Origin of the sequence: Pseudoduganella sp. R-34 (genome assembly GCF_049904655.1) — a bacterium.
Classification (GTDB): domain Bacteria; phylum Pseudomonadota; class Gammaproteobacteria; order Burkholderiales; family Burkholderiaceae_D; genus Rugamonas.
Genome location: NZ_CP184572.1, coordinates 3279684 through 3300326, shown reverse-complemented (window position 1 = coordinate 3300326; position 20643 = coordinate 3279684). Strand labels below are relative to the sequence as shown.

At 61.4% G+C, this 20643-nt stretch carries 13 protein-coding genes; 4 read left to right on the top strand and 9 right to left on the bottom strand.

The genetic code is table 11. The features are described from left to right. The first annotated feature begins 39 nt into the window (after window positions 1-39). Window positions 40-4470, top strand: coding sequence for a PAS domain-containing protein (locus ACN9MW_RS15265; protein ID WP_426171955.1), 4431 nt, complete (start codon window positions 40-42; stop codon window positions 4468-4470). Further along, window positions 4467-5384, top strand: a complete 918-nt coding sequence (locus ACN9MW_RS15260) for a diguanylate cyclase domain-containing protein (protein ID WP_426171953.1) — start codon at window positions 4467-4469, stop codon at window positions 5382-5384. Before ACN9MW_RS15265 ends, ACN9MW_RS15260 begins: the two co-directional genes overlap by 4 nt. Window positions 5385-5386: 2 nt before the next feature. Here the strand turns inward: ACN9MW_RS15260 and ACN9MW_RS15255 are convergent, their stop codons facing one another. The 5 genes from ACN9MW_RS15255 to ACN9MW_RS15235 form a co-directional block, all read right to left on the bottom strand. Continuing rightward, entirely contained in the window at window positions 5387-5845 is a 459-nt protein-coding gene (locus ACN9MW_RS15255) for a MaoC family dehydratase (protein ID WP_426171951.1), read from the bottom strand. Next, the gene (locus ACN9MW_RS15250; protein ID WP_426171949.1) at window positions 5845-6969 is read right to left on the bottom strand and encodes an acyl-CoA dehydrogenase family protein; all 1125 of its coding nucleotides are present in this window, start codon (window positions 6967-6969) and stop codon (window positions 5845-5847) included. Before ACN9MW_RS15250 ends, ACN9MW_RS15255 begins: the two co-directional genes overlap by 1 nt. Before the next feature lie 9 nt (window positions 6970-6978). Further along, window positions 6979-8169 carry an acyl-CoA dehydrogenase family protein gene (locus ACN9MW_RS15245; protein ID WP_426171947.1) on the bottom strand — a complete coding sequence of 397 codons (1191 nt, stop codon included), beginning with the start codon at window positions 8167-8169 and terminating at the stop codon, window positions 6979-6981. Between the two features lie 54 nt (window positions 8170-8223). Next, window positions 8224-8856, bottom strand: a complete 633-nt coding sequence (locus ACN9MW_RS15240; RefSeq protein WP_426171946.1) for a PEP-CTERM sorting domain-containing protein — start codon at window positions 8854-8856, stop codon at window positions 8224-8226. 90 nt (window positions 8857-8946) lie between these two features. After that, the gene (locus tag ACN9MW_RS15235; protein ID WP_426171945.1) at window positions 8947-9567 is read right to left on the bottom strand and encodes a PEP-CTERM sorting domain-containing protein; all 621 of its coding nucleotides are present in this window, start codon (window positions 9565-9567) and stop codon (window positions 8947-8949) included. A gap of 527 nt (window positions 9568-10094) precedes the next feature. Here ACN9MW_RS15235 and ACN9MW_RS15230 point away from each other — a divergent pair. Further along, window positions 10095-11378: a hypothetical protein gene (locus ACN9MW_RS15230; RefSeq protein WP_426171943.1), complete on the top strand. Its 1284-nt coding sequence runs from the start codon at window positions 10095-10097 to the stop codon at window positions 11376-11378. A 207-nt stretch (window positions 11379-11585) separates the two neighbouring features. Here ACN9MW_RS15230 and ACN9MW_RS15225 read toward each other — a convergent pair whose 3' ends face one another. Beyond that, window positions 11586-13196, bottom strand: a complete 1611-nt coding sequence (locus tag ACN9MW_RS15225) for an AAA family ATPase (protein ID WP_426171941.1) — start codon at window positions 13194-13196, stop codon at window positions 11586-11588. A gap of 29 nt (window positions 13197-13225) precedes the next feature. Continuing rightward, a complete protein-coding gene (locus ACN9MW_RS15220; protein WP_426171939.1) occupies window positions 13226-14428 on the bottom strand; it encodes an ATP-binding protein in 1203 nt (400 codons plus the stop codon). A gap of 517 nt (window positions 14429-14945) precedes the next feature. On the opposite strand from ACN9MW_RS15220, the gene ACN9MW_RS15215 reads away from it, so the two are divergent. After that, window positions 14946-15788, top strand: coding sequence for a head GIN domain-containing protein (locus ACN9MW_RS15215; protein WP_426171938.1), 843 nt, complete (start codon window positions 14946-14948; stop codon window positions 15786-15788). 5 nt (window positions 15789-15793) lie between these two features. On the opposite strand, the gene ACN9MW_RS15210 is transcribed toward ACN9MW_RS15215, so the two are convergent. Both ACN9MW_RS15210 and ACN9MW_RS15205 read right to left on the bottom strand, forming a co-directional pair. After that, window positions 15794-18016: an SMP-30/gluconolactonase/LRE family protein gene (locus ACN9MW_RS15210; protein WP_426171936.1), complete on the bottom strand. Its 2223-nt coding sequence runs from the start codon at window positions 18014-18016 to the stop codon at window positions 15794-15796. A gap of 272 nt (window positions 18017-18288) precedes the next feature. Continuing rightward, complete coding sequence (locus ACN9MW_RS15205) at window positions 18289-20535, bottom strand: carboxy terminal-processing peptidase (RefSeq protein ID WP_426171934.1); 2247 nt, start codon at window positions 20533-20535, stop codon at window positions 18289-18291. Window positions 20536-20643: the final 108 nt, after the last annotated feature.

The following is a 20643-nucleotide window of genomic DNA, read 5'->3' as shown; positions in this document are numbered from 1 at the left end:
TATCATCATCCTGCAGTCACTTTTCCGAAAGGACGTGCCGTGCGGGATGAATCCAGCAAGCCCTTGCCACCATTGCGGTCGCAGCTCGCACTGCTGGCCGCGGCCTGCGCGGCGCCAGCACTATTGGCGGTGGCCCTGTTGCTGGTGTATTTCCAGCAGCGCGACCTGGGCCGCGCCGAGCTGCAGGTCCAGCGCGTCGAACGCGCTGCGGCCGCCATCGTGGACCGCCAGTTGCTGGCCGCGGAAGCTGCGGCCCTCGCGCTGGCCAGCAGCCCCAGCGCCCGTAGCGGCGACCTGGTGGCCCTGCGCAGCCAGGCAAGCGGCGCGCTGCCGCCAGCCTTGCCCTACCAATCCCACATCCTGTTCACCGAAAGCGGCGCGGCACAGCTCATTGCCGGCAATGAGCTGCCGGTCGACCGCGCCGCCAACGCGGCCCGCATCAGGTTAGCGCCGAATGCGCGTTCCGCAGTCAGCCTGCTGCGCGCGAACGGCAAGGAGCCGGCCCACCTGGCGGTTGACGTGCCGATCCAGCGCGCCGCCAAGGCGCCCGCCACCCTCAGCGTCCTGCTGCCCGGCGACGCGCTGGACAAGGTGGCCGAGGAGATGCAGCTTGCCCCCGGCGCCGTGATCGCCGTACTGGCGCCCGACGGCAAGCTGGTGGCCCGCAGCCATGACGACGGCCGGGCCAGCGGCGAGCCGGCGGCCGACGCCTTGCATGGCCTGCCGCTGCAGGTCGGCTACCTGCGCGGTGCAGCCAGCCCGTGGAGCGTGGCGGTGGCCTCGCCAAGGCCGGAAGCGCTGCTTGCTTTCGACGGCCTGTTCTTCGCGGTGTTCGCCGTGCTGGCGGCGCTGGTATTGGCCGGCTTTGCCGCAGCTGCCCTGGCTGCGCGCCGCATCGCAAGCTCGATCGATGCCCTGCACGCGCCGGCCCAGGCGCTGGCAAGCGGCGCGCCCATCGAAGCGCCGCGCGCATCCTTCCAGGAGGCGAAGCAGATTGGCGACACCCTGCTGCGGCTCGACCGCGACCTGACCCGCCATCGGCAAGACCTGGAACGCGTGGTCGAAGAGCGCACGCAGCAACTGGAAAATTCCAACGCCCTGCTGGAAACGATTTACGCCACGGCGCCGGTGGGCCTGAGTTTTGTCGATACCCGCCTGCGCATCCTGATGATCAACGATTACCTCGCCTCGATGAACGGACTGGCGGTCAACGACCATATCGGGCGCCGCTTCGATGAAGTCATCAGCGACCGCAACCTGGTGGCCCAGGTGAACCAGGCCTACCGCCGGGTACTCGCCACAGGGGAAGCGGTGCCGAACACCGAAATCTGCGGCACTACCGCTTCGCGCCCCGGCCGCAGCAACCATTTCATTGCCGGCTATTACCCGGTCTTTGGCGCCGATGGCGCGATGGCCGGCATTACCGCCGTGCTGATGGATATCACCCAGCAGAAGGAGTCGGAAGCGGCGCTGCGCCAGTCCAAGGCCCTGTTCAAGTCGGTGCTGGAGAACATGCCGGCCATGGTCTTCGTCAAGGATGCCCAGCACCTGCGTTTTGAACTGCTCAACCGCCAGGGTGAACTGCTGCTTGGCCGGCCGCGCGAGGATTTGCTCGGCAAGAGCGACCGCGATTTCTTCCCGCCGGAGCAGGCAGCGGCGTTCGTGGAAGCCGACCGCAAGGTGCTGGCGTCGGAACAGGTGATGGAAATACCTGAAGAAGCGGTGCGCATCGCCGCCGGGGAAATGCGCTACCTGACCACCCGCAAGGTGGCCCTGCGCAACGAACAGGGCATCGCCACCCACCTGCTGGGCATCTCGCTCGATATCACGGACCGCAAACGTGCCGACGAAGCCCTGCAGCAAACCTCCCTGAGCCTGGCGCGCAGCACCAGCTTCCTGCATACGGTGACGGAAAACCTGCCGGGCCTGGTGGCTTACTGGGACGCGGAGCTGCGCTGCCATTTCGCCAACAAGTACTTCCTGGCCTGGTTCGGCAAGACGCTGGAGCAGGCCATGGGCGAACCCATCGGCAACGTGCTGCCAGCCGCGCTGCTGGAACAGATCCGGCCGCACATCAATGCCGTGCTCGATGGCAGTCCGCAGCACTTTCTGCGCGAGCTGGAACTGCCGACGGGCGAGCCGCGCTATGCGTGGATCAACTTCATTCCGGACCGCGGCGAAGCGGGCGCCGTGCGAGGCTTTTATGCCCTAGGCTCGGATGTGACCGAACTAAAGCGCGGCGAATTGAAATTGCAGGAGCTGAACGAACAACTGATGCGCGCCCGCGACCGGGCGGAAGCCGCCAGCCGGGCCAAGAGTGAATTCGTGGCCAACATGAGCCATGAGATCCGCACGCCGATGAACGCCATCACCGGGCTGGCGCGCTTGCTGGAAGAGGCGCCGCTGGAACGGCGCGAGCGCAGCTACGTCAGCAAGATCCAGCTCGCGACGCAAAGCCTGCTTGGCGTCGTGAATGACGTGCTGGACTTTTCCAAGATCGAGGCCGGCCAGTTGCAGCTCGAGCAAGCGCGCTTCAACCTCGAGCAGTTGCTGGCCGCGACTGCCGTACTCGTGGCAAACGGCGCCTGGGACAAAGGCGTGGAGCCCGTGTTCGACATCGCGCCTGCGCTGCCGCCGGAAATGGTGGGCGATGCGATGCGCCTGCAGCAGGTGTTGCTCAACCTCCTGAGCAATGCCATCAAGTTCACCGAGCGGGGCGAAGTCGTGCTGACGGTACGCGAGGCGCCAGGCAGCGCCAATTCGCTGACGCTGGAATTCACCGTGCGCGACACCGGCATCGGCATCCCGGCCGAACAGCAGCCCCATATGTTCGACGCCTTTTCGCAAGGCGACAGCAGCACCAGCCGCCGCTACGGCGGCACGGGGCTAGGCCTGGCCATTGCGCGCCGCCTGTCGGACTTGATGGGCGGGGTCATCGCCGTGGAAAGCACGCTGGGCCGGGGCTCGACCTTCCGCTTTACCTGTCCCCTGCAGCGCGTTGCCGGCAGCGCACCGCGCGCATCAACAGCCAGCCTGCACGGGCTCAAGGTCCTGGCTGTCGACGACAACGCCAGCGTACGCCAGATGCTGCAGCGGGCGGGCAACGCCATGCAATGGACGACAACCACCCTGGCCACCGCTGCCGAGGCCCTGCAGGCGCTGCGCCAGCGTCGCTTCGATCTGCTCCTGCTCGACAGCGCAATGCCCGCCACGGACGGCATCGCCATGCTGGTGCAGGCGCGCGACGAAAACCTGGCATTGCCCAAGGTCGTGTTGATGGCGCCGGAGCGCGCCAGCGACGATTTGCAGCAACTGGCCGACAGCCTGCAGATCGATGCGGTGCTGGCCAAGCCTTTCACCCCGTCGCGCCTGCACGATGCGGCCCTGGCCGCAATCACCGGCATCAACCAGCCGGAGCACCGCGGCAGCCAGGCGGCGCTTTCCGGCAGCCTGGCCGGCATGCACGTGCTGCTGGTGGAAGACAATGAGATCAACCAGGAAATGGCGCGCTACATCCTGCTTCACTGCGGGGCCTTGGTGGAAGTGGCGTCCAACGGCGAGATCGCACTGGACATGCTGCGCGACGACCCGCAACGTTTCGACGCGGTACTGATGGACTTGCAGATGCCCGTGATGGACGGCTACCGCGCCACCGAAGCGATTCGCTCCATGGGCCTGCGCAGCATGCCCATCATCGCCATGACCGCCAACGTCATGCCGGAAGACCGCATCCGCGCCATCGAGGCAGGCGTCGACGCGCATATCGCCAAGCCGATCGACGTCGACGAAATGATCGCTACCCTGAGGCGCCTCGCGCCCCTGCACCCGGAGCTGGCGAACGGTCCATCGGCCGCAACGCGCGCTGAGCAGCGCAAGGATGGCCGCCCGTCCACGGTGCCCGGCATCGACCTGGAAGCTGCATTGCGGCGCGTGGCCGGCAATTATTCGGCCTTCGCCGGCCTGCTGAAGCGCTTCGAGAATTCGCAGGGCGACGCCGTGCGCGAAGTGCGCGATTGCCTGGCCCAGGACAAGCGCTACGCCGCCACGCGCGTGCTGCACCGGCTGAAAGGCGTGGCCGCCAACCTCGGCGCCACCGATGTGGCGCGCCTGAGCGCCCAGGCCGAGAGCGCTGTCGCCGAAGGGCAGGACAGTTCGGCCGCCGCCCTGCTGCTGGCGCTTGAACAGGCACTGGCCGTGGTGATCAACGCCGCACGCGAATTGCCGGCGCCGGTGCATTCCGCCGCCGGCAGCACGCCCGTGTCCAACTTGCCGCAAGCCCTTGGGGACCTGCAAATGCTGCTCCGGAACAGCAATATGCGCGCCCTGGCGGCGTTCAAGGCGCTCACCCCCATCCTTGAGCAGCGCTGCCCGGACCTGCTGCCCGGCCTGGCCAATGCCATCGAAACGCTCGACTTCAGCGACGCCGAGCAATGGCTGCAGGAGATCATGAAACGGGAGGAAACCGCATGACATGGACCGACCAGGCGCACAATGGGCGCCTGCTGATCGTCGATGACGCCATGGAGAATATCCAGATCCTCAACCACGTGCTGGGCGAGGAGCATGAAGTATTGTTTGCCATGAATGGCGAGAAGGCGCTGGAACTGGCGCACCAGCACCAGCCCGACCTGATCCTGCTGGACGCAGTCATGCCGGGCATGGACGGCTACGAAGTATGCGCCGCCTTGCGCGCCGCGTCGGATGTGCGCGATATCCCGATCATCTTCGTCACCGCGCTGACCACGCCCGAGGACGAGACCCGGGCGCTGGAAGCGGGCGCGGTCGACTTCATCACCAAGCCATTCAATGTAGCCGTAGTGCGCGCCAGGGTGCGCACCCACCTTACATTGAAGCGCCAGTCCGACGCCATGCGTGAGCTGACGCTGACCGACGCCCTGACAGGCGTCGCCAACCGCCGCAGCTTCAACGAAGCAATCCAGAACGAATGGCGGCGCTGCGCCCGTTCGGCCATGCCGCTTTCAGTGATCATGATCGACATCGACCACTTCAAGCTTTACAACGACGCCTACGGCCATCAGGCCGGCGACTCCTGCCTCAAGCAAGTCGCCGACACCATGCTGCAATGCGCTGGCCGTTCGCCGGACCTGCTGGCGCGCTACGGCGGCGAGGAGTTCGTCATCCTGCTGCCCCAGGTCGGTGCCCAGGGCGCGGAGACGGTGGCCGAGCGGATCCTGGCCAGCGTGCGCGCGCTGGCAATCCCGCACCGCATGTCGTCAGCCGGCGACACGGTAACGGTCAGCCTGGGCGTGGCCACCCTGCTGCCCGGCACGGGCGGCACCCCGGATGCGCTGGTGCGCTGCGCCGACAACGCCCTGTACCGGGCCAAGAAAGATGGCCGCAACCGCTTCTATGTCGAGGTTTGAGATCAGGAGTAGCGGCGCATCAGGAATTCCGCTACGCAGGCGGGCTTTTCGCTGCCTTCGCATTCGACCGTGACTTCCCATGCCAGCTGATGGCCGCCGGCCACCGCGCTGATGCTGCGCAGGACGACGTGGCCGCGCACGCGGCTGCCGACCGGGACCGGCGCGGGGAAGCGCACCTTGTCCAGGCCGTAGTTCACGCCCATGCGCATGTCTTCCATGAACACGGCATCCTGCAGCAGCCCGGGCAACAATGACAGCGTCAGGAAGCCATGCGCCACCGTGCCGCCATAGGGCGATTCAGCAGCGGCGCGCGCCGGATCGGTGTGGATCCACTGCTCGTCGTTGGTGGAAACGCCGAAGCTGTTGACACGATCCTGCGTGATGTCGACCCAGCCGGAGACGCCGACTTCCTGCCCCACCAATGCTTCCAGTTCCGCCACGTTACGTACCAAGCGCGCCATCAAGCTGCCTCCTTGAATCCCGGCTGCGCGATGAAGCGCTCCAGGTGATGATCTGCGTCGCCCAGCGTGACCTCGATCATCGCCAGTCGCTTGAAATAGTGTGCGGCGGGCAGTTCGTCCGTCACGCCCATGCCGCCATGCAGCTGCACCGCCTGCTGGCCAACAAAGCGTGCAGCTTGCCCTATCCGCGCCTTGGCGGCTGAAACCACGCGGCGGCGCTCTTCGTGGTCGTCCGACCCGGCCTTGGCCGCCGCCAGCATGGCCATCGAGCGCGCCTGCTCGAGGTGGATGAACATGTCAGCCATCCGATGCTGCAGCACCTGGAATTTCCCGATCGGTGCGCCGAACTGCTGGCGGGTTTTCAAGTACTCGAGCGTGGCGGCGAAGAGCGCGTCCATGGCGCCAATGGCTTCCGCGCAGAGAAGCGCAGCGCCGTAGTCGGTGGCCGCCTCGATCAGCGGCCAACCTTGGCCCTGCGCGCCGAGCAGCGTGCCTTGCGCGTCCTTGAATTCCACCGTTGCGGCGCGCTGGCCGTCGATGGTCCGGTAGTCGGTGACCTGCACGCCTGGCGCGTCGCGCTGCACCAGGTACAGCGAAATGCCGTCAGTATCGCCCTGGGCGCCGCTACTGCGTGCGGAGACGATCAAGGCGCCGGCCTGGCCGCCATGCAGCACCACCGTCTTGCGGCCCGAAATGCGGCCAGCGCCGGCGCCGTCGGTAACCAAGATGTCGTTCAGCGCGTGGCGCGACTGCTGCTCACCGAGCGCGCATGCCAGCTTCAGCTCGCCAGCGGCAACGCGCTCCAGCACGTCGTCATGGCCTCCCTCCAGCTTGAGGAACTGCGCCCCTAGCACGGTGGCGAAGTACGGCTCGACCACCAGGCCGCGACCCAGTTCCTGCATCACGACCATCATGTCGGCCGCGCTGCCGTTGAAACCGCCCTGCTCCTCCGGCACAGGCAGCGCCAGCATCCCCAGCTCCACCAGCGTAGCCCAGGCCTGGCTGGAAACACCGGCCTCCGAATGGATGATCTTCTTGCGCGCTTCAAAGCTGTAGTCCTTGTCGACCCAGCGGCGCAGCGCATCGGCAAATTGTTGTTGCTCTTCCTTGAAGCTGAAGTCCATGCCGCCTCCTTACAGTCCCAGGATCATCTGGGTGATGATGTTCTTCTGGATTTCGTTCGAGCCGCCGTAGATCGAAGTCTTGCGGAAGTTGAAATAGCAGGCTGCCAGGGGCGACGCCTCGTCGTCACCGGCCAATGCATGTTCGCGCTTGCCATCGAGGTAATCCGGATCGAAGGGCAAGGCTTGCGGGCCCAGTGCTTCGACCATCAGCTCCGTCAGCATTTGCTGGATCTCGGAGCCACGCACCTTCAGCACCGAAGCCTGCGGCCCGGGGCCATGCGCTTCCTGCGCGATGGTGCGCTGCACGGTGACCTCCAGCGCCATCAACTCGATTTCCAGGTTCGCCACGCGCGTCGCGAACAGCGGGTCCTCGAGCAAGGACTTGCCGTTCTTCTGCTGCTGGTTCGCTATCTTTTTCAGGAACAGCAGTTCGCGCCTGGAGCGTCCCACCGCCGCAATACCGGTGCGCTCGTGGCCAAGCAGGTACTTGGCGTAAGTCCAGCCCTTGTTCTCCTGGCCGACCAGGTTCGCAACCGGCACACGCACATTGTCGAAGAAGACTTCATTGATCTCGTGGTCTTCGTCCAGCATGATGATCGGCCGTACGGTGATGCCTGGGGTCTTCATGTCGATCAGCAGGAAGGAAATGCCCTCCTGCTTGCGCACGTCCTGGTCGGTGCGCACCAGGCAGAAGATCATGTCGGCGTGCTGGCCCAGCGTGGTCCAGGTCTTCTGTCCATTGACGATGTAATGATCGCCCGCGCGCACCGCCGTAGTCTTCAACGACGCCAGGTCGGACCCTGCGCCCGGCTCGGAATAGCCCTGGCACCACCAGTCGGTGCAATCGAGGATGCGCGGCAGGTAATAGGCCTTCTGCTCCGGGCTGCCGAAAGCCATGATGACCGGCGCCACCATGTTGACACCGAAGGGCAGGATGGGCGGGGTGCCGGCAATTGCGCACTCCTCTTCCCATATGTGGCGCTGGGTAGCATCCCAACCCGGGCCGCCGAATTCGGTCGGCCAGGCCGGTGCAGCCCAGCCTTGTTTGGCGACGATCTTGTGCCAGCGCACATAATCTTCGCGCTTCAGGCGAAGGTGCTTGCGGACTTTGGCTTGCAGGTCGGCGGGCAGGTTCGCTGCCAGGAAAGCCCGCACTTCAGCGCGGAAGGCCTCATCCCTGGCAGAGTAATTCAGGTCCATGCTGTCTCCTTGAATTGGTCGCGCCAGCAAAATAGCACGACCGTTTCAAAGAGTCTACAGCGCTTTGCGCCGCCGCGCCACAAAGCCGATCAGGCCCAGGCCAGCCAGCAACATGGCATATTCCCCAGGCTCAGGCGCCGGCGAAACAGCGATATCACGGCCGAACATGGTCAGGTTGGAAAAGTCGGGATGGGCTTGATTATTTCCGGTGAACCAGCCGATATTCCAGGTGCCGCTCAGGGTCTGGCCGGCATTGATGGCCTGGTTATCGAACAGGAAGGCACCGGCGCCGTTTGCAGCCTTGAGCGACAGCACCAGGTCCAGCGAAACGCTTTGCGCGCTGGTATTGGTGACGGTCCAGGTGCCGGTCTTGCCGTCCCCTGCATCGAAGCTGAAATTCAACGCGTTAAACAGGCTGAAGCCCGTACCGGAACCGCCTTCGTGCTTGCCCAGCAAGGTCCAGTCGCCGCTGCCGAAGCTGTCGAAGGTGGCGCCCATGCCGCTGGTGTTGCCGCTCAGGCCCGCCTGAGGATTCCAGCCCGAGGTGAAAACGAAGGCGTCGGCGCTTTGCGCGTCGAGCGTGGCATCGTCTGCGGAGGTATTACCGATAGTTGTAGCGCCGAAGGCGCTTGCCGCCAGGAGCATGCTGCTGGCAGCCAATGCAAACTTCTTTGCAATTGGTTCCATTCCGATTCCCCTTCTGGTGAAGTTAAGACTGCCACTTCAATGTAGCGGTTTAGCGACCTCGACGGCGTTCATTACCTTTCCGAAATATAGTCACTCCGTGCTGCACCGGCGGGCAAGCAATCCAAGCACGCCAAGGCCCGCCAGCAGCATGCCGTATTCGCCAGGCTCAGGCAGGGCCGACACGTCGCGCCCAAACAAGGCGAGGTTGGAAAAGTCCGGATACGCGTTGTTGGCCCCCGTGAACCATTCGATGCGCCAGGTACCGTTCAGGGTCTGCCCGGCGTTGATGGCCTGGTTATCGAACAGGAAGCCCGCGCCCGCATCTGCCGCGTGCATGGCGAAGACGAGGTCAAGCACCATGTTCGCTGGGCCCGCGTTGTGCACCGACCAGGTACCCGCCGTGCCGCTGTTCATTGCAAAGCCGAACTGCAACACGCCCATATTGGCGAAGCCGGCATTGAGGTCGTATTTGTCGAGCAAGCTCCAGGCACCGCTGCCATACGCATCGAAGGCAGTACCAAATCCACTGGTGTCGCCGTTCACCCCTGCATGCGGATTCCAGCCTGCGGAAAAGACAAAGGCATCCGCGTCGAAACCACCGAGCGTGACGTCATCGGCCGATGTATTGCCGATGCCAGTCGCGCCAAAAGCGCTTGCCGCCAATAACAGACTGGTGGCGGCCAAGGCCAGCTTTCTTGCAATTGCGCACATGATAGAGCCCTCCCCTCTGAAAAAGACTGAACCTTTCAACAGCTTAGGTAGCCCGGCGTTAGAGGGGTTTGTTCGGGCACAAGCCTGGGCTGGCCGAAAAAGCACGGGCATGCAAAAGAAACGCCGCAGATGGCCTATCTCGGCGCGTGGCCAGACCACAACAGACTCCAAAAAAAGCTGAATGGATATGTCAGGGTGGAACGACTGGCAAGGATCCAAGATGGCCGTGACTTTAGTTGTAGTACCGTGGGCTTGCCCAGAGATTCCCTTTCGGATGGCATGAAACACGCTGTGGTTGTACCCGCGCAGATGCGACCTGACACCCGTGGCCAGATGAGTTAGAGTTCTGAAAGGCCGCTACCAGCAAAGCCGGCCATCAGGGGCAGTCGGCTTGGGGATCTCGTTATGCCACCTATTCTCCAATCCGTAGGAGCCTTTGCCCCACCTCGTGCAAATTGAGACATGTTGAGTGCTATCCGTTGTAGCGTCGACCATAGTACCCTTTACTGCCCTGTGAGGTTTATGGAATGCCTGATCAAATTGCGTTCTTTCTGGGTTCTGGTTGCTCAAGGCCTTCTGGACAGCCGATGGTTGGGGATCTCACCCGAGACATGCTCACGCGCGAGCTTTACCTTATGGAGGGGTTGGATGACCAATCAGCATTTTATTACGGGCTTGACGGCTCGTATCCGCGTTGGGGCACAGTGGAAGAATTGCAAGCATTCGACCCTAAAGCAACTACCGAGCAGCTCGCCCCTTGGAGAACACCAGCAGCATCCATTCAGGCATTCCTCCGCTACATCGCTGAGCTCCCGTCGTGGGTCCAGAAACCAAACTACGAGGATGTTTGCGGGCTGTTGAGCGTTATCGCCGGAGCGAGCCGTCGCCGCACCAACGACCCGCTGATCAATAGTTTTCTAGAAGAGCATCACATCGTCGCCAGACTTGCGGCAATCAAGTTTCCCTCGAACCACCGCTACTTCAACATGGACCCCGCTGAGCAACTCATGGTGATCGAGGACTTCGTAGGATGGCTGGTTGCAAAACGCATACAAATAGCTCCACCTCTGAACGGATATGAGGCATTCGCATCCGCGGTCAAAGGACTGGGCAAGCGAGGCTACAAGAGCCACTTCGTTACGACAAACTACGATTGCAACATTGAGCGCTTATTGACGCAGATAGAGGTCCCGTTCCACGACGGTTTCCCCTCGGGCAGGTACTTGGACGACGCGGGACGTAGCTGGCGAGTTGGAAATCACCTCGTGTTCTTTGGCGCTCGCAGCAGCGCGTTGCTGAAGCTTCATGGCTCCATCAATTGGTTCCGCGCCCACGACACGCTCGGAAGCGACGCTGGTGTCTTTGCCGTGGGCGATCCCGAGCTATCGGCTGACGACGGGTTTAAGGCATCGATACATATGCCACCGTGTAACTTCTCATCGAAGCACTCACCTGAAATGCTTCGCGGTTCGATGTCAAAGGCTCATGTGTATGCATACGGAATCTACGCCGAGCTCTTTTCAGCATTCGAGATCGCGCTTTCGCGTGTCCGCTTGGTCGTCGTCGCCGGGTTTGGCTGGAACGACGAAGGCATAGCAGCCCGTCTCTTGCGTTTTGCGAACACTGAAGGAAAAAAACTCCTGATTCTTGATGGCAGTGAACCTGCACCCGCAGTCGTAGTCAACAACTGGTTAAACCCGCATTTTTTTGGAGATCTCAACGACGGAGAGAAAATCTCGATTCATCGACAGCACATGTCGTCGATGAAGGGAGACGAGCTCCTTACGCTGATCTCAACACTACTCGACTGACACTCTGCGATTGCGATGCCGCAGGGAACGAACGGGCACTTCGACTGCGACGTTTCCTTCATATTGTGCCCATTTTCAGCCACTCCTTACGACCTCCGAGTTTTAACACGATAATTGGGTTATCGTCCTACTTCAAATAGGGGCGGACGCCGCCGGAGGGCAATGGGTCTTTGTATGTCAATTCAAGTATAAATTCTTACAAGTGGATCACACTTCGCCGCCCTGTGCGGCTAACGCAGCAAGGCATATCCTGGCGTAGGCCAGTTCCTGGTTCACTTCCTCTTCGCGCTTTTGCAGCGTTTCCAAGCGTTGCTGGTGTTCCTTCTGGACTTCCATTGGCGCTTTACTTAACTGTGCAATCTTGGTTGCGCACGCAGCTATCTTCTGGCCCAAGTCCGCGAGCAATTTGGTGCTGGCGTCGTGCTTTTTCTGCGGGAACAGTTGGCATTCGAACAGCCGAATCGCATCGTAAATCTTGACGACTTCCTTGCTGGTCTTCGAATGAACGAAGTTCAAGCTTCCTTCGTCAAACGCGTGATGCTCCTGGTTCTGGCCGCTCCAATTCACTAGGTCCTGTTTAATTAGATCAAAGTGTACGCGGTCATATGCGATGTGCGGCTCCACAAGCGTGAAGGTCCTTTCTAAACTGAGTTGCAAGTAGATGTTCTTCTTCAAAGCCGACTTCTGGAACTTCGCCGTGACTGAGACCGCGTTTTCGAGGCAATATTCCAAGACCATCGATTCGAACCAGATGCGGCAGTAGATTAGAGCCTGCCGAATATCGTACACCTCAAGGGCACGAAGAACTTTTTCCTGGAATCCACCGGCATGGTCGACCATCACGACGCCTTGGTTCGTGTAACTCAGTACACTGCTGGTGTATTGCACATCCTGCGGATGGCGGTCCGCGATAATGCAGAAACGCTCCCAGAATAAGCGATCATGCGTCGTGATGATCATCTGCGTCTGCCGCAGGTACGGGTCGGCAAAGAACAGGTCAATGATGTTGGACCGGTGGTCGCTGTCGATGGCGTTAACGACGTCGTCAAACACGATTAATGGAAAGTTGTTCTTTTCTGCCATCGCCAACAGTAACGACAAACCCAATGCTCGTAAGTGCCCCTCACTCAACACAGAGAAAGCATCCATGACGCTACCATCCGAATTTAAGATCTTAATGCGGTAATTCTCTCCGTCTTTTTTGAAACTGAGCGCGTCAATGCGTTCGTGGTCACCGTCATGATGATTGATCGCCTTGTAGTATTCAGCCGCCTTGCCTTCGATGCCCGCGATGCGATCTTTCTCTAGCCTGAATTTGTATCCCATTAAATCACGATAGAGGTTGCCGTACTCGAACTGTAACTGGTCTATGAGCCCATTGAAGCGCAGATTATCTGCGTCGTTCCCTTGCAGGGTGGCGCGCTGCAGCGCGAGAGCGGCGAGTTGTCGGCCAACTTCTTTTAATGCTGCCAGTGATGTCCTTTTTTCATCAAACAGACCTCGAAGGACTTCTACCTCGTGCTTAAGCAGCGCCGCTTCATGCTCCAGGCGTTTAACCTGAAAGTCCGACTGCGTGACCTCGTCGTACTTCAACTGACAAGCGCGCAAGTAAGCCTCGATCCCGGCTTCATCGTTCGCGAACAGTTTAGTCAAATTAGTGAGCACATGCGTGGCGGCTTCCACCCTATCGGTTGCAGTATGAAAAGCAGCGTAGCTAACCCGAAGCGTCTCCAACGCCAGGAAACAAGGAAGACCCAGACGGGTGTTGGCATCAACCGCTGAAATGGCAGTGCCAACGGCAACGACCAACTGAGTCATGCGTCCTTCGAGCCGCTTTCGTGACGTGTTCAGTTGGTCCAGTACTCCAAGTGACGCCAGCTCGCGTCGTGCTTTCTCAAAGGATTCTCGACTACGCGATCCAATGGCGTCGAGCAGGCCGGACAGTACTCGTCGGCGCTATTGTGTTCAATTACCTGCAAAGCTTGGTAGACGGCACGATAGTTGACCGCGACGACGTTCTGCATGAACGCTTCATCCACCTTGACTTTTCGCCTGAGCAAGCGAGACGCAATCCGTATGGTGCATACGATCTGCGACATCGGTGCGGTGAATGGCACAGTCGCGGCCTTCAACCGCTCAGCATTTCGAAGTTTGAGTTCCGCCAGTCGTGCTAGACGCGCATGTCTTACACGCACAGCGAATTGCTGATCAGTCTCTAGGCCCAGGCGCGCGCAGACATCCTTGTTAATGAGAGCTACGTTGTCGCGGTGCCGTCGTCTCTGTTCACGGAGCGTGTTTCTATTGGAGTCCAGCGCTTGCACCGCATCATTTTGACTCGGCCGCCGATGCGGTGCGAGATTGAAACTCTCGGGCTTCACAAAGCGCGAGATCACTTCCTGGAATTCTTCGAGTCCAAACAAGGTCGCGATCACATCGCCCTCGGCGCTATTGGTGTCTTTTGACCCCAACAATGAGAATTCCTGCAGGCGATTGCGATCGATAAAGCAACTGCTCCACGTCAAGTTGGCTTGAACGCGTTTCCGGTCCGTGCCCATCAAGGTCAGTTCGACTTTACCGGCACCCCGCGCAATGTACTGCTTAACCTTAGTCTTACGGCGGTCCGCCTCCTTTATATGGCCGGTTGTGCCATATTCCAGCGCTTCACATAACGAGGACTTGCCGCCGCCGTTGGGTGCGTAAAAGATGTTTTTGATCTTGCTAAAGTGAAGCAACGAGCCTTTGTCGTCGGGACCGAAAGTTCCAAATCCACGGAAGTTCTTTACTTGCAGTGTCGCCAATGGCCTCAGCCCAGCAGGGGCGACCCAGTCCAACTCTGGCCGCGCATTTAGAATGCGTTTGAAGCGCGCCGCAATACGTTGATAGTTGGTTTTGACTAAATCGCTGTTGGCAGAATTCAGGTGAACCTTAATGTGATCGGAATATCTGCCTTTATCTTGGCGCCCTTTGTACATACACCACAGCAGCGCGAGATAAGCGTCAGACTTATCGGCCAAGTTCTCCTTGGCAAAGCTCAAGAGGTACTGACTCATTGGCACTCCAGATGATGGCACGACCGAGACGCGCTCGGGCCAAAGTAATTGCATCATAATAATGCAACTTGCCAACAAAACAAGGGAGTTTGTCGATTAAAGCGCTCCGTTGCCTTAACATCAGTGCAATTCGTCTACTTCACCAACGGCTTAAACGTAATTGCCAGGCATACATCTACGAAATCGGACGATTGGTAAGATGCGGTGAGGCCTGCACTCCGTCGTTCTTGGAAGACGACCGCTATCAACAAGGAATAAGCGATTGAATCTATTGCGAAAATTCTTTACTCAAAAAGAAGCGCCGCAGATGGCCTATCCGCGGCGTAAGTAAGGGGTATTACCTAGATTGTTCTCAGCAGCGGAGCTGCCGGGCCGGCCGTATGCCGACACTTTCATATTATCAATTTTTACAACTCAGCACTCAATTTCTGCATTTCGTCGCATTCCCGCCATATGCAACCGAGATGGCCGATAGGATGCTCTCATCCAAACTGGCTCGCACAACAAGGACACAACCATGCGCACCAAGCTCCCCCTCGCCGCCATGATCTCCCTCACCCTGGCAGGCTGCGTCATCGTGCTGAACGACAGCAGCGACTACGTCAAGGGCAACGGAACGACCATTACTGAAACCCGCGACATCACCAGCGCCACCGGCCTGCGAATCGAGAACCGCCATCGCGTCGATATGGATGTCGACGTCAAGGTAGGCAGCGCGCCATCGCTGGTGATCGAGGGCGACGGCAATCTGGTGCCGCTGGTGCATACCGAAGTGCGCGGCGATACGCTGCGCGTGTGGACGGAAGATCGCCTGGACAGCCGCAAGCCGATCCACGTGCGGTACACGGTCCAGCGCCTGGACAATCTGGAATCGAGCGGCTCCGTGCGCACGGAGGTGCAAGGCCTGGCAGGCGGACCGTTGGCCGTTTCGCACACAGGCTCCGGCTATCTCGAGCTGCGCGGCCGCGTCGAGCAGCTGGATTTGCGCCACGCCGGCTCGGGCCAGTTGTATGCGGACGGCCTGGAAAGCAAGTCGGCGGTGGTGGATATGGTCGGCTCGGGCCGCGTGAATATCGGCTCCGTGCGCGGCAATGCCTTGCGCGTCACGTCATCCGGCTCCGGCAGCTTCTACGCGCGCGGCATCGTGCACGCGCTTGACGTGCAGGTGCAAGGCTCGGGTAGCGCCCAGCTGAACGACTTGCGCGCCGACGAAGCCAACATCACCAGCAACGGCTCCGGCGGCGTGCAAGCCTGGGTCCAGCACAAGGTCGACGCCCGCGCCAACGGTTCCGGACGCATCGCCGTCACCGGCAACCCATCCCAGCGCAGCCTGTACGGCCGCAATACCTCGATACAATAACGAAGTCAGTTGACCGTTAGTGCGAGGTCGCGGCCGGAGGTGGCGGTATTGCCGGCGTAGTCGGCGGCGTAAATGCGCAGCGTGTAGTCGCCCGGCGCCAGTTCGCTTACTTGCCAGCGGCCGGGTACGACTTCGCCCTCAGACAGATGGCTTAGCAGCGAATAGGTGAAGCGCGTGGCCTTGCTCCCGTAAACGGTGATGCCGCTGTCGGCGGAGTACACCACCTTCACCGCTTCGCGCTGCTTGGGCAACTGGTCGTAGGTTTGCATGATGCGGGGCTGCTCATAGCCCGCAACCGGCGTGCCGTCAGCCTGCAGCAACTGGTAGCCCAGCTTGTACAAGCCCAGGCGGCGGCGTGCGAGGTTGCCGTCCATCTGGTCGAAAGCGTCCACCACCACGTTCACTTCGCCCAGTATGCGCGCTACTTCCAGGCGTTTGCCTTTCCTGGCCGGCAGGCGTTTGTCGCTGGCGTCATACAGCGCAATGCCCTGGATGACCGGCGCAATGGTGTCGCGCAGGCCGGGGAATGGCAGCGCAAGCGGATTCACCACGCGGCCGTGGTCGTACAGGTTGAGGTGGACGTGGGCCATCTGGTTCACCACGCCCAGTTGTTCGCCAACATAGAAGCGCGTGCCACGGCGGACGCGCACCCGTTCCGGCTTACCTTGATCGTTCAGCAGGAGCTGGAACCGGTCGTCCAGCGCACGGTTCTTCTTGTCGCGGCCGACCTTCATATGGATGTAGCTGGTCGTGCCGAGGTTGATGCCCTCGCCGAGCGAACCATACGCCCAGTTGGGCAGAGGGTCGCTGACCTTGGCTTTCTCGACCACATGGACCGAGCTGCCGACATCGGCCTGTACATCGAGGCCAGCGTGGAAGTGGTGGCGGCTGTCGCCGTCATAGCTTCCCCTCACCTCGCCCATCAGGCCAACCACCTCGTGCGGCTGGTTTTGCGGAAGAACGGGCCACGGCATTGGGCCTTCGTTGCGCCGGGCCATGAGATCGCTGGCTGCCGCGGCCGGTGCGCCGGCGGGCGGCATCGGCTCCGCGGCGTGTGCAGCGCCGATCAGCGGCGCGCCAGCCTGCACGCCCGGGCTGGATGACAGCGCCTTGGCGACCTGCGCGGCTGGCTGCGCAGGGGCAGCCCCCGCGCCGGCATGTACCACGCGGTGCAGGCGCTGGGCGGAGCCGTCGGCGATGACCAGGGTGCCGTCAGCCGCCAGCGCGAGGCTGCGCGGGCCGTAGAGCTGGATATTGCCATCGATGCCCGTGACAGGATCGGCGGGCCGCGCGGCGTCCGGCATTCCGGCGAGGTTGCCGTCGGGCGCCAGTTGCAGCAGGCGTCCGCGCGACGACACGGCGATGTAGACGAATCCATCATGCGTCACCGCCAGCGCCATGGGGCGGCGCAGCAGCGGCTCTTTTTCCAGCTCCGGCGCGACGGCAATCGTCACCACCGAGCCGTCATTGTTAATGCGGCGCACGGCATCGTTGCTGGTGTCGGCGATGTAGATGCCGTCCTTGCCAAGCGCAATCCCGCAAGGTGTATCGAATTGCGCTCCCTCGCCCATGCCGTCAACGAAACCGGGGCGCCCGCTGCCCGCCAGCGTGGTGACGGTGCCATCGGGAGCGATTTTGCGAATCCGGTCGTTATAGGTATCGGCGACATACACCGCGCCGGCTGCATCGACCGCCACGCCGACAGGGCCATTGAACTGGGCTTGGGCGCCCTGCCCGTTCGCAAAGCCGGCAATGCCGCTGCCGGCCAGGGTCGATACCGTGCCGTCCACTGCGATCTTGCGGATCACGTGGTTGCCAGTATCGGCGACGTAGACGTTGCCTTGCTTGTCCAGCGCGATGCCGGAAGGAGTGTTGAAGGCGGCGGCGACGCCTGCACCGTCGCGGTAACCCTCTATGCCACCCGCCAGCACGCGCACGCTGCCATCTCGCGCCAACACCGACACGGTATTTTTCTCGCCGCCGTCCGAGAAATAGACGTTGCCCTGCTTGTCGGCAGCAATGCCGTAGGGGTCGGCCAAGCCGGCGTCCAGCAAGGTTTCCAGCCGCGCTGGCCAGGCGCGCTCGGTCGGCGCCGGGCCGCGCTTGACCAGTTCGGGCAAACGCGCCGCTACGGTGTTCGCCGGCGAAGAATAATAGAAATAGCCACCCGCCCCGGCAATCGCCAGTGCTGCAGCCGCAAAAACAGTCAATTTGATAGATGTACGCACAGGCGGGATTTTACCGTCCCATCGCCGGGGCAATCAAACAAGGTTCATCGGGAGCGGCCGTAGCGGATCCGGGTCAGACCCAAGGGTCTGACCCGTCCTTTGCCGCCGGCACTGGCCTGGTCATCCGCGATGAACCAAAAAAAAGCCCGCTCTGGGAGCGGGCTGAAGTCTATTTCCTTGGAGGAGAATAGAGGAGACAGGTGCAAGTATGCTGCGGCGCGGTATATCTGTCTACTTTATTGTAGTAATACTAGATATAACCATCCGGAATATCACTTGTCGCTGACGTAAGGCAGCACACGGCTGGCCAGACGGGTATCGGTGCGCAGCACGCTGACCTCGTCGGCCAGGATATGCACTGCTTCGTTCAGCAGTACGTCCTTGGCATTCTTGGCGGCCTTTTCGGCATCCAGTTCCGCCGACAGCGACCGCTCGTCCGCTTGCAGGCCGTCATCGGTGCGGATCGCGCCACGCACCTGGTTGGCCTGGCGCTGGGCGGCGCGCGGGTTGGCTGGCTTGGCGGCAATCGCCTTGTTCAGCGCATCTTTCGGGTCCGGCACCAGGATCGGATCATCCGGCGATGGACCGGCAGCCAGGCGCTGTTCACGCAGCTTGGCGCGCGCTTCCTGCTGGTCGCGCTCCTTGCGCCGCACGGTTTCGTTCAGGGACACCACGTTGTCCTGGCGCTGCTTTTTGACATAGCTGATGTCGTCCAGCAGGTATTGGTAGTCCTTGTCCTTGGCAACGCGCGCCTCGTGCTTTTTATCCAGCATCGGCACGATTTCCTTCAACTCGCCGGCCGGGATATACACCGCAGGCTTGATCTGGGTGTATGGCAGCGCGTTGTCGTAGCTCGATTCGCCGAAGTTTTCAGCATCGCTGGTGGAAGCCAGCTTGATGTCCGGCGTCACGCCGCGCAGCTGGGTGGTACCGCCGTTGATGCGGAAGAACTGGGCCACCGTCATTTTCAGCTCGCCGAAGCGCGACTTGTCGCTCTGGCCGAAGCGGTCCAGGTTGACCAGGGTCTGCACGGTGCCTTTGCCGAAGCTCGGTTCACCGATCACGAGGCCACGGCCGTAATCCTGGATTGCCGCCGCAAAGATCTCGGAAGCCGAAGCCGAGCCGCGGTTGATCAGCACACCCACCGGACCATCCCACGACAGGCCAGGCACATTGTCCGCCTCCACTTCGACGCGGCCTTCGGCGTTACGCTGCTGCACCACAGGACCACGGTCGATGAACAGGCCGGTCAGCTCGACCGCCTCGGTCAGCGAACCGCCGCCGTTGTTGCGCAGGTCGATCAGCACATTGTCGACCTTCTCTTTCTTCAGCTCACCCAGCAGGCGGGCGACGTCGCGCGTGGCGCTCTTGTAGTCCTTGTCGCCCTTGCGGCGCGCATCCCAGTCCTGGTAGAAGGTCGGCAGCGAGATCACGCCGATGCGGCGCTTGACAGCGCCATCCTTGACTTCCAGGATCGAGCGCTTGGCCGATTGCTCTTCCATGCTGATTTTCTTGCGCACCAGCGACAGCACGAAGGGTTTGCCGTCCGGGCCTGCATCAGCGCCCAGCACCTGCAGCCTGACGGTCGAGTCTTTCGGGCCGCGGATCAACTGCACCACGTCGTCGATACGCCAGCCCAGCACGTCGGTGAATTTCTCAGATTCGCCCTGTGCCACGGCAACAATGCGGTCGCCCACCTTGAGCTTGTTGGACAGGCCGGCCGGGCTGCCCGGCACGATTTCGCGAATCACGGTGTACTCGTCGCGGTTCTGCAGCACGGCGCCAATGCCTTCCAGCGACAGGCGCATGGCGATGTCGAAGTTCTCGGAAGCGCGCGGGCCCAGGTAGTTGGTGTGCGGCTCGATCGACATGGCGTAGGCGTTCATGAAGATCTGGAACACGTCTTCGCTATTCAGCTTGCGCGAACGGGTCACGTAGTTTTCGTAGCGCTTGTCCAGCGTCTCGCGGATCGACTTCTCGTCCTTGCCGGCCAGCTTCAGGCGCAGCCAGTCGTTCTTCACGCGCTTGCGCCACAGGTCTTTCACTTCGGCTTCCGACTTCGGCCAGTCGGCCTTCTCGCGATCGAACTGGTAGCTCTCGTCCTGCGTGAAGTCGAACTTGGATTTCAGCAGTTCGCGGGCATAGGCCATGCGGTCGGCGAAGCGCTGCTGGTACAGGTTGTAGATAGCGAAAGGCGTTTGCAGGTTTTCGCTGTTGATCGCGTCATCCAGGCGCGACTTTTCCTTGCTGAAGGAATCGATATCGGCCTGGGTAAAGAACAGTTTCTCGCCATCGAGCGATTTGAAATAGCGGTCGAAGATCTTCTCCGACATCGCGTCGTCCAGCGGCGTAGCCTTGTAATGGTAGCGCGACAGCACGCGGGACGCCCACAAGGCGGCCTGGGTCTGCTGTGCTGCAGGCTTGACGGTGACGTCTGTCGCCTTGTCTGCCTGGGCGGCGCCCGCATAAGCGGTGACCAGTGCCAGGGACAGGGTGGCCAACAGGGTGTGCTTCTTCATCGGCTTGCTCCGAACGTAGGTGATTCTATAAGAATAGTGCTGATCCCATTCTACAGGATAGGACACTCTCTGGGAGAGAGGGGACGATGGGCAGTGTGCTGGGCTTCA

Coding starts and splice junctions, on each gene's coding strand:
- ACN9MW_RS15260 (WP_426171953.1), top strand. CDS start 4,467: ATGACATGGACCGACCAGGCGCACAATGGGCGCCTGCTGATCGTCGAT.
- ACN9MW_RS15255 (WP_426171951.1), bottom strand. CDS start 5,845: ATGGCGCGCTTGGTACGTAACGTGGCGGAACTGGAAGCATTGGTGGGG.
- ACN9MW_RS15250 (WP_426171949.1), bottom strand. CDS start 6,969: ATGGACTTCAGCTTCAAGGAAGAGCAACAACAATTTGCCGATGCGCTG.
- ACN9MW_RS15245 (WP_426171947.1), bottom strand. CDS start 8,169: ATGGACCTGAATTACTCTGCCAGGGATGAGGCCTTCCGCGCTGAAGTG.
- ACN9MW_RS15240 (WP_426171946.1), bottom strand. CDS start 8,856: ATGGAACCAATTGCAAAGAAGTTTGCATTGGCTGCCAGCAGCATGCTC.
- ACN9MW_RS15235 (WP_426171945.1), bottom strand. CDS start 9,567: ATGTGCGCAATTGCAAGAAAGCTGGCCTTGGCCGCCACCAGTCTGTTA.
- ACN9MW_RS15230 (WP_426171943.1), top strand. CDS start 10,095: ATGCCTGATCAAATTGCGTTCTTTCTGGGTTCTGGTTGCTCAAGGCCT.
- ACN9MW_RS15225 (WP_426171941.1), bottom strand. CDS start 13,196: ATGACTCAGTTGGTCGTTGCCGTTGGCACTGCCATTTCAGCGGTTGAT.
- ACN9MW_RS15220 (WP_426171939.1), bottom strand. CDS start 14,428: ATGAGTCAGTACCTCTTGAGCTTTGCCAAGGAGAACTTGGCCGATAAG.
- ACN9MW_RS15215 (WP_426171938.1), top strand. CDS start 14,946: ATGCGCACCAAGCTCCCCCTCGCCGCCATGATCTCCCTCACCCTGGCA.
- ACN9MW_RS15205 (WP_426171934.1), bottom strand. CDS start 20,535: ATGAAGAAGCACACCCTGTTGGCCACCCTGTCCCTGGCACTGGTCACC.